Genomic DNA, 13,787 nt, shown 5'->3' on the forward strand with positions numbered 1-13,787 from the left:
CTCCGGCTGCCGCTGTGTGGCTGCCATCGTGCGCCGCAATCGCCGCGGGCATGACCTATGGCATGGCACGCGGCGGTGGCGCAGGCATAGCATGGGGGTTTGCCTGTCCGCTGTCGTTCGCCCCCTGGAGACCCCATGAGAAAGTCCACCGCCTGGATGGCGCCGTTGCTGCTGGCCGCCACTGTCGCGTTCCAGGCCACGGCGCAGACCGCACCGCCGCGCGACGTGCCGTTCGCCGGTACGTTGAAGATCGACGTCGACGCCACCGACCTGGCGCATCGCATCTTCCGCGTGCGCAGCACCATCCCGGCCAGGCCGGGACCGATGACCCTGCTGTATCCGCAGTGGATCCCCGGCAACCATTCGCCGACCGGTCCGATCGACAAGATCGCCGGGCTGGTGATCAAGGCCAACGGCAAGGTGCTGCCGTGGACGCGCGACCAGTACGACGTCTATGCGTTCAAGATCGACGTGCCCGCCGGCGTCAGCGAGATCGTCGCCGAGTACCAGTTCCTGTCCTCGCAGGGCGACGGCCAGGGCCGGGTGATGATGACCCCGGAGATGCTCAACCTGCAGTGGAACACCACCGCGCTGTATCCGGCGGGTGTGTACGCGCGCAACATCAAGGCGCAGGCCAGCGTGACCCTGCCGGCCGGCTGGAGCTACGCCACCGCGCTGGAGACCGCCACGCGGACCGGCGATACGGTGACGTTCAAGCCGATCGATTTCGACGACCTGGTCGACTCGCCGATGTTCGCCGGCAAGTACTACAAGCGCATCGTGCTGGACGCCAAGGCCACCGCGCCGGTGGCGCTGAACGTGTTCGCCGACAAGCCCAAGTCGCTGGAGGCCAAGCCCGCGCAGGTGCAGGCGCACGTGGCCCTGGTGCAGCAGATGGACAAACTGTACGGCGCCCGCCACTTCGACCACTACGAGTTCCTGCTGGCGCTGACCGACAAGCTCGGCGGCATCGGCCTGGAGCACCACCGCTCCAGCGAGAACAGCGGTCCGCTCGACTACTTCACCGACTGGGACCAGAGCTGGGAGATGCGCGACCTGCTCGCGCACGAGTTCAACCACTCCTGGAACGGCAAGTACCGGCGCGGCGCCGACCTGGCCACGCCCAATTTCAACGTGCCGATGGGCGACAGCCTGCTGTGGCTGTACGAGGGCCAGACCCAGTTCTGGGGCGAGGTGATCGCCGCGCGCGCGGGGCTGTGGACGCAGGACCAGGCCCGCGACATGCTCGCCAACGTCGCCGCGGTCTACCAGCGAGGGCGGCCTGGCCTGGCCTGGCGCGCACTGCAGGACACCACCAACGATCCGACCATGTCGATGCGCCGGCCGCGTGCCTACCGCAGCTACCAGTTGAGCGAGGACTACTATTCCGGCGGGCAGATGCTGTGGCTGGAGGTCAACGCCAAGCTGCGCGAGCTCAGCGGCGGCAAGCGCTCGCTGGACGACTTCGCCAAGGCGTTCTTCGGCATGCACGACGGCGCCTGGGACGTGAACCCCTACACCTTCGACGACATCGTCGCCACGCTCGATGGGATCGCCAAGTACGACTGGGCGAGCCTGCTGCGCAGCCGCCTCGACGACCACGGTTCGCTGGTCGGCGGCATCGAGGCCAGCGGCTGGAAGCTGGTCTATACCGATCAGCCGAACGTGGCCAGCAAGACCTCCGAGTCGCGCAGCAAGAGCCTGGACCTGAGCTACTCGCTGGGCCTGAGCCTGGACGAGCAGGGCCGGGTGCAGGCCGTGCTGTGGGACAGCCCGACGTTCAACGCCGGCCTCATCGCCGGCAACCGCGTGGTCGCGGTCGGCGGTCGTGAGTACAGCGCCGAGGCGCTCAAGGATGCGATCACCGCGGCCAAGGGCGGCAGCACGCCGATCGAACTGCTGGTCAAGCGCGGCGACCGCTACGACACCTTGCGCATCGCCTACTACGGCGGCCTGCAGTATCCGCACCTTGAGCGCATCGCCGGCACGCCGGATCGCCTGAGCGAGTTGTACAAGGCGCGTTGAGGTAGCGAACGCCACCCGCCCGGCGTCGTCACGCCGGGTGGCGGGGCGCGCAACGTCCACGTCGCGCTGTGCGGCGAGTGATCGATCGCCGCCGCGGCGTGAGGAAGCGTGCGGTGCGTCTGTCGTAGGAGCGGCTTCAGCCGCGACGGGGCATGACCGGTAACGCCCGTTCGCGGCTGAAGCCGCTCCTACGGAAATGCGTGGTTTGCCGGCCCGCCGAGGCCGCCGGACGATCGCGGCGCACCGCCGTCGCGGACCTTGAGACCGCCAGCCACTATGCTGATGCATTGTCTGAGCGGACCAGAAGCAGATGGCGAAAGCGAAAACGGCCTATGTCTGCGGCGAGTGCGGCGCCGAATACACCAAGTGGCAGGGCCAGTGCGCCGAGTGCGGTGCCTGGAACACGCTGAGCGAGATCGTGCTGGAGAGCGCGGCCACGGCCAAGGCGCCGGCCGCGGCGCGGCGCAGCGGCTGGGCCGGCAAGGCCGAGACGCCGAAGATCACCGCGCTCAAGGACGTCGAGCATCGCGACCAGGCGCGCGTGTCCACCGGCATCGGCGAGTTCGACCGGGTGCTCGGCGGTGGTCTGGTCGAGGGCGCGGTGGTGCTGATCGGTGGCGATCCGGGCATCGGCAAGTCGACCCTGCTGCTGCAGGCGCTGGCGAAGATGGCCGGCACCCTGCCGGTGCTGTACGTGACCGGCGAGGAATCGCTGGGCCAGGTCGCCGGGCGCGCGGTGCGCCTGGACCTGCCGCTGGACGGCCTCAACGCGCTGGCCGAGACCGGCATCGAGCACATCCTGCAGCACGCCAGCGCGGCGCGGCCCAAGCTGATCGTCGCCGACTCGGTGCAGACCCTGTGGACCGAGGCGCTGACCGCCGCGCCCGGCTCGGTGAGCCAGGTGCGCGAGAGCGCGGCGCGGCTGGTGCGCTATGCCAAGGAGACTGGCACGGCGGTGTTCCTGGTCGGCCACGTCACCAAGGAGGGCGGTATCGCCGGCCCGCGCGTGCTCGAGCACATGGTCGATGCGGTGCTGTATTTCGAGGGCGAAAGCGGCAGCCGCTTCCGCCTGCTGCGCGCGTTCAAGAACCGCTTCGGCGCGGTCAACGAACTGGGCGTGTTCGCGATGGGCGAGAAGGGGCTGAAGGAAGTCTCCAACCCGTCGGCGATCTTCCTCTCCGGCGGCAGCGCGCACCAGCCCGGCAGCTGCGTGATGGTCACCCGCGAGGGTACGCGGCCGTTGATGGTGGAAGTGCAGGCGCTGGTCGATGCCTCGCCGCTGTCCAATCCGCGGCGCGTGGCGGTGGGCCTGGAGCAGAACCGGTTGGCGATGCTGCTGGCGGTGCTGCACCGCCATGGCGGCATCGTGGTCGGCGACCAGGACGTGTTCGTCAACGTGGTCGGCGGCATCCGCGTGCAGGAGACCGCGGCCGACCTGCCGGTGCTGCTGGCGGTGTTGTCGTCGCTGCGCGACCGGCCGCTGGCGGAGAAGACCATCGCCTTCGGCGAAGTCGGCCTGTCCGGCGAGATCCGACCGGTGCCCAACGGCGAGGACCGGTTGCGCGAAGCCGCCACGCACGGCTTCAAGCGCGCCATCGTGCCCAAGGCCAATGCGCCCAAGACCGGCACGGTCAAGGGCATGGAAGTGATCGCGGTGGAGCGGCTGGCGCAGGCCTTGGAAGCGGCGAGCGAATAGACCGCGGTGTCGGCGGGCAGCGTCTCGCCGTCCGCGTGTGCTGTGTTGCTTCGAATCGCGGCGTGGTGGCGTGTGCGTTAGTGCTGCTCACGTAGACTCGCCCGCCGCATCGCGCGGCCTGGTGTGGAGATTTTCTATCCGCACCGTCAGCCACGCTGCATCCGCTCGTTGCACGTCGATGCGCGCGACGGGCCACGGATCGCAGCCGGCGCATCATCTTCGAAGGCGAACGGCGCGCGTCGCCACGCGCGCCGTTGCCGTTGCATTGCCGAGGGCGCGATGGCGCCGTGGTTCCGTCAATCCTTGCGGTAGATCGCGCCGAGCTTGTCGATCTCGTCGCCGTCGCGGCCGGTGAAGCCGGCAATGTGCCAGCCGCTGGGCGCGGTGAGCGTGTAGGTCTCTGCGGTCGGCGTGCCGGCGCTGAGGCTGCGGCCCTGGTTGGTGCGCAGGCTCAGCGAGAACAGCCGGGTGTGGCCGTTGTACTGGCCCACGCTCAGCGTGGCCGAGGTCAGCCGCTCGTTGCTGCCCAGGCGCAGCGTGACTGCGTCACCGCCGCTGCCGCCGTGGGCCAGGGTGCTGCCGTTGTCCAGGCCCAGCGCGATGCCGTCCAGGCGTGAGGCGCCACGCAGGGTCACGCTGGCGATGGTGCGTTGCTCCGCGCCCTTGGCAATGTCGTTGAACGGGGTGCCGTGCGGGCCGCCGAACTGGTCGCTGGTGCGCACGGTGGTGCCGACCGCCCAGCCGAACTGCGCGGCCAGCGGGTAGTGGTCGGACAGCGGCTTGCCGGCGCTGTCGTAGAAGTTGCCGTCGTCGAGCTTGTAGCGGTTGGCGACCAGGGTCAGTTGCGGCGCGTCGCGGTACAGGATCTTGTCCACCACCTCGCAGTCGTTGGTCGGCGGCGTGCCGCACAGCAGCGGCGCGGCACCGGCCGCCGGTGCGCTGCCCTTGACCAGTTCCACCCACGCATCGGTCAGGCCATTGGCGGCGATCAGCGTGCGGATGTTGTCGTCGGCGCGGGTGTAGCGGGTGTTGGAGTCCATCATCACCAGCACCGCGTTGCCGGCCGACCAGGTCTGGATGAACTGCGAGAGCTGGCTGATGTTGGCGCGCCGCGCGGCCAGGTCGCCGCTCTCGGTGCCGGCGTTGGGATGGGCGTTGTACACGTCCAGCAGCACGCCGTCGTCCAAGCGCACGCGCATGTAGCTGAAGCCCTTGGGGGTGAGGCAGTCGGTGCCGTTGCACTTGTCCCACTTGACGCGGGTGAAGTCGTCGAAGCGGTAGTTGCTCAGCGTGTTGAGGCCGTCGCCGATCGCCGCGCCGCCGCTGGTGGGCGTGCGGTAGGGGTGTTTGTCGCCCGCGTACAGCGTGGCGTGGTAGTTGAAATCTTCCTGCACGTTGATCAGGCCGTACGGCGCCAGCTTCGGTGCGATCTGGGCGGTGTTGGCGGCCGGGTTGCTGCTGGAGATGCCCTGCGGCAGGCCGGCGACGTTGTAGGTGAGCACGTCGAGCACGCCGACGTCCGATTGCGCGTGGACCACGCCGGCGCAGGCCAGGCTCAATCCGATGCCGTAGCTCACGAGGGTGCGTAGATGCTGGATCATGAATCGCCTCTTGCGGGTTGGGAGGAACAGCGGATGGCGCGAGCGCCAGGGAGCGGTGCCGGAAAGCACCGATGCCGCCGCGCGACCGGCCGGGGCCGGCGCACGTGGCGTCATGGGGTGAGGAACTGCGGATCGAGCGCGGCCTCCACCGCGGCGGCGAAGGCCGGCAGCGGGCAGTCGTACGCGGCATCGGCGCGGCTGCACTGCGGAATGAACACCGCCGACGCCAGCGGTGGCGCCTGCACGGTCAGCGCGCGGCGTTCGCGCAGTTGCGCCAGGCTCTGCGCGGTGTAGCGCAGGCGGATCACCCGTTCGCCGTCGGCGCGGCGCCAGCGCTCGAATACCAGCGCGCCACCCGGCACGGTCTGGTCGGGCTGGTAGCCGGGCAACTGCCAGTGCAGGTCGAGCATGCCGGCCAGCAGGGTCAGGGTGCCGTCGTGGCCGGACAGCACCACCAGCCGCGCCGCGCCGCCGATCGGCGCGGCGTGCGTGGCCTGGCCGCTGCCGTCCAGCAGCGTCGCCAGCAGCCGTGCCGCCAGCGGCGAGGCGGCCATGCGCGCCACCGCCGGCGCGCGCAGGCGCAGCGCGAACTCGGCCTGGTGCGGGGCGAAGGCGCGCAGCAGGCTGGCTTCATCCACACCTTGCCAGCCCAGTGCGGCGAAGTCCTGGCCGTCGGCCCAGGCCATCAGCAGGCTTTCGCTGAGGCCGGAGGCGGCCGCGGCCGGGCCTTCGATGCCGGGGATCGCATCGTCGGCGTCGCCCAGCCGTGCCGGCACCGCATCCAGGCGTTGTTTGCCGCTGCCGGCGTCGGCCGGGCAGGGCCGTTGCGCGCACTGCAACAGCAGTTGCTGCAGGCTGTCGATGGCATCGGCCTGGGCCGCGTTCCAGGCCTGCGCATCGCCGCCGATGCGGCCGGCGATGGCCGCGCGCATCTGCGCCACCGCGACGGGATCGCGCAGGGCGGGTACACCGTCGAACAGCGGATCGGAGGCGCCGTCGGCGACGCTGTGCACCGGGTTGGCGCAGCCCGGCGTGAGCGTGCTGGCCAACGCCTGCGCCGAGGCGAGGGTGCGCTGGGTGCGGTTGGCCCAATAGTACGCGGCCGTGCAGCCGTCGCCGGCGAACAGCCCCAGCGGTGCGTAGTGGGCGCGATAGTAGGCGCCGAACAGCCGTTCCAGCGCCGCGCCATTCGCGGTGAGGGATCCGGCGGGTACCGCGAAGCGCGGCCACGGGCGCGCCGAATAGCGCTCCAGTTGCTCCGCGCTGGACATCGCCGCACGCACGCCGTGGCGCTTGAGGATGAGGACTTTTTCCAGGGTCTCCGTCGTGGCCGGTTGCGCGCGTGCCGCGGTGCAGGCCAGCGATGCGAAGGCGAACAGGACGAGAGTGGCGAGGCGCGACAGCGATGGCATCGGCAAGCTCCAGGCAGAGGCGGTGCGCCGCGCGCGGCGGTGCGCGGCGCACGGTGCGGTGGCTCGGGACCGCGGCCAAGCAGGCCGCGGTCGCCGGCTGGCTGCCGCGCGTGGGCGGCAGCGCGGCGGATCAGAAACGTGCGCGCAGGCCCACCGACCAGGTACGGCCGTAGTCGGTGTAGCCGCCGAACAGGCGGTCGCCGACGTACTGGCGTTGCACGGCGCCGGTGAGATTGATCGCGTTGACGAACACCGACAGGGTGTCGTTGACCTTCCAGGCCACGTTCGCGTCGAGGCTGCCGAATTTGTCGCTGTTGAGCGTGGCGACGTTGGCGGTGCCGACCGCGTTGACGATGTCGTCGCTCCAGCCGTAGCTGACCCGCGCCATCAGCGGCCCCTTCTCGTAGAACAACACGGCGTTGTAGGTGTTCTTGGCCACGCCTTCGAGGCTGTCGGTGAAGGTGCGGCTGCCGTCGCGGTAGGTGGCCTTGCTGTCGGTCCAGGTGTAGTTGAGCTGCATGCCCAACCCGTCCAGCGGCGTCGGCAGGCCGGCGAAGACCTGCTGGTAGGCCACTTCCACGCCCTTGACGCTGGCCTGGCTGCCGTTGGTCTTGGACGAGAGCAGGTAGGTCTGGCCCTGGTACTGCAGGTTCGACATCTGGGTCTGGATGAAGCGCGAGATGTCCTTGTAGAACACGCCGCCGGTCAGTGCCGAGGTGCCGTCGATGTACCACTCGAAGGTCAGGTCGTACTGCCAGGCCTCGAACGGACGCAGCGACGGGTTGCCGCCGCTGGCGGTGAGGATCTCGCCGCTGGAATTGAAGGTGAGCTTGGACGACAGGTCGGTGAGGTCGGGACGGGTGATCACCTTGGCCGCGGAGCTGCGCAGCACCATGTCGTCGCGCACGTCCCAGGCGGCGTTGAACGAGGGCAAGGCGTTGCTGTAGCTGCGCGCGAAGTGCACCGGTTGCGCACTGCCGTTGACGTCGGCGTGGCCGTCGGTGGTCTGCTCGGTGCGCACCAGGCGCACGCCGAGGTTGCCGCGCAGTTCCCGTCCGGCCAGTTCGCTGCCGAAGTCGGCCATCGCATAGGCCGAGCCGATCTTCTCCTTCACCTCGTAGGAGTTCTGCAGGTCGGCGCTGTTCGGCGTGTTGACCAGGTCCGCGGCGGTCGGCCAGGTGCCGAAGAAGGTCGATTCGACCGGCGCCAGCCACTGCCGCGGCAGGGTGCCGTTGGCGTCGGCGAGCATGTCGTCCACCGGCAGCGCGGTGAAGTTGCCGGCCGGGAAGCGCACGCCGGCGATGCTGGTCAGCAGCAGGTCGGCGCGATCGTAGGTGCGCGAGCGCTGCCGGTACTTGGCGCCGACCTTGAGGTCGCGGAAGAAGCCTTCGCCGAGCGTGCGCTTGGCGTCGAACTGCAGTGCGTCCTCCTTGTCGCGCGCGTCGATCTCGCGCCACTCCAGGCGGCGCCCGGCCACGCTGGCCGGATTGGTCGGATCGAAGCCGTTGGTGAAGCGCCAGTCGGGCACGTCGTCGCCATCGGCCTGCGGCATGTCCACGCGCATGGACAGGTTGGTGCCGCTGCGCAGGCGCGTGCGCCGGATCGGATCGGAGTCGTAGCTGTGCGCCTGCGAGTGGAACGCCACAGCGCCCAGCGTCCACGCATCGCCGCTCCAGGTGCTGGACAGGCGCGCGCTGCGGTTGTCGTCGGTGATGCCGGAGGTCTCGCGCGAGATCTGCACCTGGCCGTTGCGGTAGTCGAAGCCGGCGATACCGTCGTACGCCACGCGCAGGTTGCTGAGCTTGGCCAGGCTGTCGAAGCCCACGCCCAGGCTGTATTCGTCGTAGTGCACGGTCTGCTTGGCGTACAGCAGGTCCAGGTTGGTCTCCCAGGCCGCGCTCGGTTTCCACTGCAGCGAGGCGGCGATGCCGGTGCGTTCGCGTTGCTCCAGTTCCAGCGTCGGGCGCAGGCCGGTGGGCACGTAGTGGGCACCGGGCACGCCCGGCACGCCGTCGCGGTAGTAGTCCCAGCTCACTTCGTTGACCCGGTCCTGGCGCAGGCTGCGCTGCGCGTAGGCGCCGGAGAGCAGCACGCCGAAGGTGCCCTCGGCGTTGACCCAGTTGAACAGGCCGGACACGCGCGGATCGTTGGCGTGGGTGCGCTGCGCCTGGCTCGACTCCAGCGACACGTTGGTGAGCGTTTTACCCAGTTCCAGCGGGCGGAACGTGCGCACGTCGACGATGCCGCCGATCGCGCCTTCGTCCAGGTCGGCGGTAGGGCTCTTGATCACCTCCAGGCCGGCGACCAGCTCCGCCGGCAGGGTGTCGTAGCGGAACTGGCGGCCGGTCTGGCCGGAGGTGCGCACGTTCTCGTTGACCGCCATGGTCTGGCCGTTGAGCGTGGTCACCTGGAAGTTGGGGCCGAGGCCGCGCACGCGCACGTATACGCCTTCGCCACGGTCGCGCACGATCGACACGCCGGGCACGCGCTGCAGCGCTTCGGCCACGTTCTGCGCCGGCAGCTTGCCAATGTCCTCGGCGGCGATCACGTCGACCACGCTGTCGGCGTAGCGCTTCTCGCGCAGCGCGGCGCTGAGGCTGCCGGCGTAGCTGCCGAGCACCTGGATGCTGTCCAGTTGCTTGACCGGCGTGTCCGCCGGCGTCACCGGTGCCGGCGTCGGTGCGGCCGTCATCGCCGCCGGTGCAGTGGTCGCTGTTTCCGCCGGTGCGCTCACTGCCTCGATCGTCACCGTGGTCGGGGTGAGGAAGCGGTAGCGCAGGCCGGTGCCGTCGAGCAGTTGCTGCAGCGCCTGTTCCGGCGCGGCGCCAGCGCGGCTGCCATGCGCCTGCGGGTTGCCAGTGCTGCCGGCGGCATAGACGAACTGCAGGCCGGTCTGCCGCGACAGCGCATTGAGCGCGCGCGCCAGTGGCTGCGCGGGAATCGCATCGACCGCGACGGGCGCGGGTTGCGCGCCGGCGACGCCGGCATGCAGGGCGAGGGCGATGGAAAGGAACAGGGTACGGCGCATCGTCGGGTCCTGTGAGAGCGGGAGTGGTGGTGCGCGCGGCATCGCTATCGGGCGATTGCCTGCGCTGTCCCCGGACTACGAGGCGCGACGGCGACGATCGGGCACCGCTTTTCGATGAATTTTCTGTGACACGTGCGTGAGGGCTGGCGTCGCGTACGCGCGACTGCGCGCGTGCACGATGCGTGTGACGCGCTGATGACGCGCGACTGCGCGCCGGCCGCTCGTTCTGGACGATGCGTGCGTGATACAAGCGTCGCGCATTGCGCACGACGCACCTGTCGCGTTACTGCAGGCGTGCCTGCGTGGGTATGCGGCTGCGCACGTGGATGCCGTCGGCACCGGTGTGCACCTGCAGCGTCGGCTGCGCATCGAGGAATGCGTGCAGGGCGGCGACGTCGTCGCCACGCAGGTTGCCGGTCAGTCGCATCGCACCGGCGTCGGCGTCGTCGATCAGCAGGCGGGTGCGATTGAGCCGGTTGAAGTCCTCGGCGACGTTGGCCAACGGCTCGTCGCGGAACACGATGCGGCGTTGCCACCACGCATGCATCGCCGCGACATCCTCGTTGCCCAGTTCGACCCGGCCGTCGGCGGTGTCGATGCGCGCGCTCTGGCCGGCGCCGAGATCGGCGAGCATCGGCTGCCGCGGCTGGTCCTGACGCCACACGTGCACGCGGCCGGCGGAGACTTCGATGCGTGCCTGGTCCGGATGCAGGGCGATGTCGAAGGTGGTGCCAATGTCCTCCACGCGCAGGCCGCCGGCCTGCACCTGCAGCGGGCGCCGGTCGGCGGCGACCAAGAAGCTGGCCTGGCCCTGCAGCAATTGCAGTTTCCGGCTCCACGGCGTCAGCGTGGCGCGCACCTGGGTCTGCGCGTTGAGCCGCACCGTGCTGCCGTCGGCCAGTTGCACGCTGCGCTGTTCGCCGAGCGCGGTGGTGTAGGTCTGGCTGGTCGGCCAGTTCCAGCCGACCAGCACCGCGACCGCGCACACCGCGGCGGCTGCGGCCAGGCGCCAGCGTGGCGCCGCATTGGTGCGCGCGGCGCGCGTTGGTGCTGCCGCCACCGTCGCTGTCGCTGGCGCGCGCCGCGGCAAGGGTAGGGCGATCACGTTGCCGCTCGCCGCGCCATCGGCGGTGTCGTCGCTGGCGAGCAAGGCGTCCACGTCCAGGTCCATGCCGCGCAGCGCCTCGCCGAGGTCGCCGGCCACGCGCTGCATCGCCAGATACTCGCGCAGATGCTGCGGCGAGGCGGTCAGCCAATCGAGCAACTGCTGTTCCTGTTTCGCGTCCAGCGGCTGCATGCGCTGCACCGCATGCCAGTGCGCGGCATCGGCGATGGCGCTGCGCGACGAGAAGGTGCTGTCGTTCACCAGCGTTCTCCGCTGTCGGCCAGCGCGCGTCGGCAGGCCGACAGCCCGCGCACCACGTGCTTCTTGACCATGTGCGGCGATACGCCCATGCGTTCGGCGATCTGCTTGTAGCTCAGCCCATCGCGGTACTGCATCACCAGCACCGCGCGAGTGCGCGAGGGCAGGTCGGCGAGCAGGGCCTGCAGGTGCTGCTGGCGCTGCCGCTGATGTGTGCTGTCTTCCACGTCGTCTCCCGCCGCCAGCAATTGCGAGAACTGCTCCATCTCGTCGATGCGCAGCGGCGCCTGGCGGCGCCGCGCGGCCTGTTCGCGCGCCAGGTTCTGCGCGACGGTGTACAGATAGGCTTCGGGATTGGCGATGGCCTCGCCCTGCTGCCGATGCGCGCGCAACAGCCGCAGATAGGTCTCCTGCACCATGTCCTCGGCGTCTTCGCGTGCGCCGCGGCGCACGAAGAAGCCGCGCAGCACCGGGCCGTGTTCCGCGAACATGCGCGCCCATGCGCGTTTGGGGTGAGCCGCCACCGAGCCTGCCTTGTCCCTGGGGTGCGGCGCAGGCTAGAAGCTGCAGATGACGGTTCGGTGACGTGGGGGCGGTGCGCGGGAGCAAGGCGGTGTTCGCCACTTCCTGTGGGAGTCGACCGTCATGCAGTCGCGACGCGCGAAGCGGTGTGCGTTCCCGGGGCGTAATGCGTCGGGACTGAAGTCCCTCCCACAGTGCACACGGCGGGCTCGCCGCAAGCTTCTGTAGGAGCGGCTTCAGCCGCGACGAGGCGTTGCCGGTGGCGCCTGTCGCGGCTGAAGCCGCTCCTACGAATGCTGTGGATACCTCTCGCCGCGGACGCTAATGCGAATCGCGCGCCACCGCGTCGCCGCTGCTGCCGACCAGGAAATCCAGGTCCGCGCCCAGGTGCGCCTGCTGCACATGCTCCACGTACAGCTTGCTCCAGCCGCGCGTCGGCGCCGGTGGCGGTGTCCATTCGCTGCGCCGGCGCAGCAGTTCTTCGTCGCTGACTTCCAGGTGCAGTGCGCGGCCGGGGACGTCGAGTTCGATGATGTCGCCGTCGCGCACCAGCGCCAGGGTGCCGCCGGCGGCGGCCTCGGGCGAGGCATGCAGCACTACGGTGCCGTAGGCGGTGCCGCTCATGCGCGCGTCGGAGATGCGCACCATGTCGGTGATGCCCGCGCGCAGCAGCTTCGGCGGCAGCGGCATGTTGCCGACCTCGGCCATGCCCGGGTAGCCGCGCGGACCGCAGTGCTTGAGCACCATGATGCAGTCGGCGTCGATGTCCAGCGCCTCGTCGTCGATGCGCGCCTTGAAGTCCTCGATGCCCTCGAACACCACCGCGCGCCCGCGGTGCCGCAACAGGTGCGGCGAGGCGGCCGAGGGCTTGATCACCGCACCGTCCGGCGCCAGGTTGCCGCGCAGCACGGCGATGCCGGCTTCCGCGCGGACCGGCGCGTCCAGCGGGTGGATCACCTCGCGGTTCCAGCACGGCGCCTGCGCCACGTTCTCGCCCACGGTGCGGCCATTGACGGTGCGCGCGTCCAGCGCCAGTTCGGCGCCGAGTTCGCGCATCACCGCCGGCAGCCCGCCGGCATAGTAGAAATCTTCCATCAGGTACTGGCCGGACGGTTTGAGATTCACCAGGCACGGCAGTCGCGAGCCGAGCCGGTCCCAGTCGTCCAGCTGCAGCGGCACGCCCACGCGGCCGGCCAGGGCGAGCAGGTGCAGCACCGCATTGGTGGAGCCGCCGATCGCGGCGTTGACCTTGATCGCGTTGGCGAAGGCGTCGACGGTCAACACCTGCGACATGCGCAGGTCCTCTTCCACCATCTGCACGATGCGCCGCCCGCTGAGCCGCGCCAGCCGCGCGCGGCGTGCGTCCACCGCCGGGATCGCCGCGTTCTCCGGCAGCGACATGCCCAGCGCTTCGACCATGCTGGCCATGGTCGAGGCCGTGCCCATGGTCATGCAGCTGCCCTTGGAGCGCTGCATGCAGGCCTCTGCCTCGACGAACTCGTCCTGGCCCAGCGTGCCGGCGCGGACCATCTCCGACATCTCGATCACCCCGGTGCCCGAGCCCAGCGGCTGCCCGCGCCAGTTGCCCGACAGCGACGGCCCGCCGGACACGCCGATGGTCGGCAGGTCCACGCTGGCCGCGCCCATCAACAAGGATGGAGTGGTCTTGTCGCAGCCCATCAGCAGCACCACGCCATCCAGCGGATTGGCGCGGATCGATTCCTCCACGTCCATGCTGGCTAGGTTGCGGAACAGCATCGCGGTGGGGCGCATCTGCGTCTCGCCCAGCGACATCACCGGGAACTCCAGCGGGAACCCGCCGGCCTCGTACACGCCTTTTTTGACGTGCTCGGCCAGCTCGCGCAGGTGGCCGTTGCACGGGGTCAGCTCCGACCAGGTGTTGCAGATGCCGATCACCGGGCGGCCATCGAACATGTCGTGCGGATGGCCGGCGCTCTTGAGCCAGCTGCGGTAGTAGAAGCCCTGCTTGCCTTCGCGCCCGAACCACGCCTGGCTGCGGCGCGGCGGTTTGCTGGGTGAGCCCATGTCGGCGGATTCCTCGAGTCCAGGACGCCGGGATCCGCCTTGTGCGCAAGCCGCCCCCGGATGCTTTACGCCGGGGATGCTAGCGGGCATATTG

Annotated in this window: 8 protein-coding genes; 2 read left to right on the forward strand and 6 right to left on the reverse strand. The window is 69.9% G+C overall.

Going from position 1 to position 13,787, the window contains the following annotated elements:
• Window positions 1-135: 135 nt before the first annotated feature.
• Together GGR71_RS05500 and radA are read left to right on the forward strand one after the other, a co-directional pair.
• The gene (locus GGR71_RS05500; RefSeq protein WP_456362589.1) at window positions 136-2,025 is read left to right on the forward strand and encodes a M61 family metallopeptidase; all 1,890 of its coding nucleotides are present in this window, start codon (window positions 136-138) and stop codon (window positions 2,023-2,025) included.
• A 310-nt stretch (window positions 2,026-2,335) separates the two neighbouring features.
• Window positions 2,336-3,721 carry a DNA repair protein RadA gene (gene radA / locus GGR71_RS05505; protein WP_160962958.1) on the forward strand — a complete coding sequence of 462 codons (1,386 nt, stop codon included), beginning with the start codon at window positions 2,336-2,338 and terminating at the stop codon, window positions 3,719-3,721.
• Between the two features lie 296 nt (window positions 3,722-4,017).
• Here radA and GGR71_RS05510 read toward each other — a convergent pair whose 3' ends face one another.
• The 6 genes from GGR71_RS05510 to GGR71_RS05535 all read right to left on the reverse strand — a co-directional run bounded on the left by GGR71_RS05510 (window position 4,018) and on the right by GGR71_RS05535 (window position 13,693).
• Window positions 4,018-5,322, reverse strand: a complete 1,305-nt coding sequence (locus GGR71_RS05510; RefSeq protein ID WP_160962956.1) for a jacalin-like lectin — start codon at window positions 5,320-5,322, stop codon at window positions 4,018-4,020.
• Window positions 5,323-5,432: 110 nt separating this feature from the next.
• On the reverse strand, window positions 5,433-6,734 hold the full coding sequence (locus tag GGR71_RS05515; protein WP_237474566.1) for a histidine-type phosphatase: 1,302 nt from the start codon (window positions 6,732-6,734) through the stop codon (window positions 5,433-5,435).
• 130 nt (window positions 6,735-6,864) lie between these two features.
• Complete coding sequence (locus GGR71_RS05520; protein ID WP_160962954.1) at window positions 6,865-9,762, reverse strand: TonB-dependent receptor; 2,898 nt, start codon at window positions 9,760-9,762, stop codon at window positions 6,865-6,867.
• A gap of 283 nt (window positions 9,763-10,045) precedes the next feature.
• On the reverse strand, window positions 10,046-11,059 hold the full coding sequence (locus tag GGR71_RS05525) for a FecR family protein (protein ID WP_160962982.1): 1,014 nt from the start codon (window positions 11,057-11,059) through the stop codon (window positions 10,046-10,048).
• A gap of 65 nt (window positions 11,060-11,124) precedes the next feature.
• The gene (locus GGR71_RS05530) at window positions 11,125-11,649 is read right to left on the reverse strand and encodes a sigma-70 family RNA polymerase sigma factor (RefSeq protein WP_184451714.1); all 525 of its coding nucleotides are present in this window, start codon (window positions 11,647-11,649) and stop codon (window positions 11,125-11,127) included.
• A 319-nt stretch (window positions 11,650-11,968) separates the two neighbouring features.
• Window positions 11,969-13,693: an IlvD/Edd family dehydratase gene (locus GGR71_RS05535; RefSeq protein WP_160962950.1), complete on the reverse strand. Its 1,725-nt coding sequence runs from the start codon at window positions 13,691-13,693 to the stop codon at window positions 11,969-11,971.
• Window positions 13,694-13,787 lie beyond the last annotated feature (94 nt).

The sequence above is a fragment of the Xanthomonas sp. F1 genome (assembly GCF_014199855.1).

Bases quoted from the DNA above. Each gene is read 5' to 3' on its own strand.
- GGR71_RS05500 (WP_456362589.1), top strand. From the start codon at position 136: ATGAGAAAGTCCACCGCCTGGATGGCGCCGTTGCTGCTGGCCGCCACT.
- radA (WP_160962958.1), top strand. From the start codon at position 2,336: ATGGCGAAAGCGAAAACGGCCTATGTCTGCGGCGAGTGCGGCGCCGAA.
- GGR71_RS05510 (WP_160962956.1), bottom strand. From the start codon at position 5,322: ATGATCCAGCATCTACGCACCCTCGTGAGCTACGGCATCGGATTGAGC.
- GGR71_RS05515 (WP_237474566.1), bottom strand. From the start codon at position 6,734: ATGCCATCGCTGTCGCGCCTCGCCACTCTCGTCCTGTTCGCCTTCGCA.
- GGR71_RS05520 (WP_160962954.1), bottom strand. From the start codon at position 9,762: ATGCGCCGTACCCTGTTCCTTTCCATCGCCCTCGCCCTGCATGCCGGC.
- GGR71_RS05525 (WP_160962982.1), bottom strand. From the start codon at position 11,059: ATGCAGCCGCTGGACGCGAAACAGGAACAGCAGTTGCTCGATTGGCTG.
- GGR71_RS05535 (WP_160962950.1), bottom strand. From the start codon at position 13,693: ATGGGCTCACCCAGCAAACCGCCGCGCCGCAGCCAGGCGTGGTTCGGG.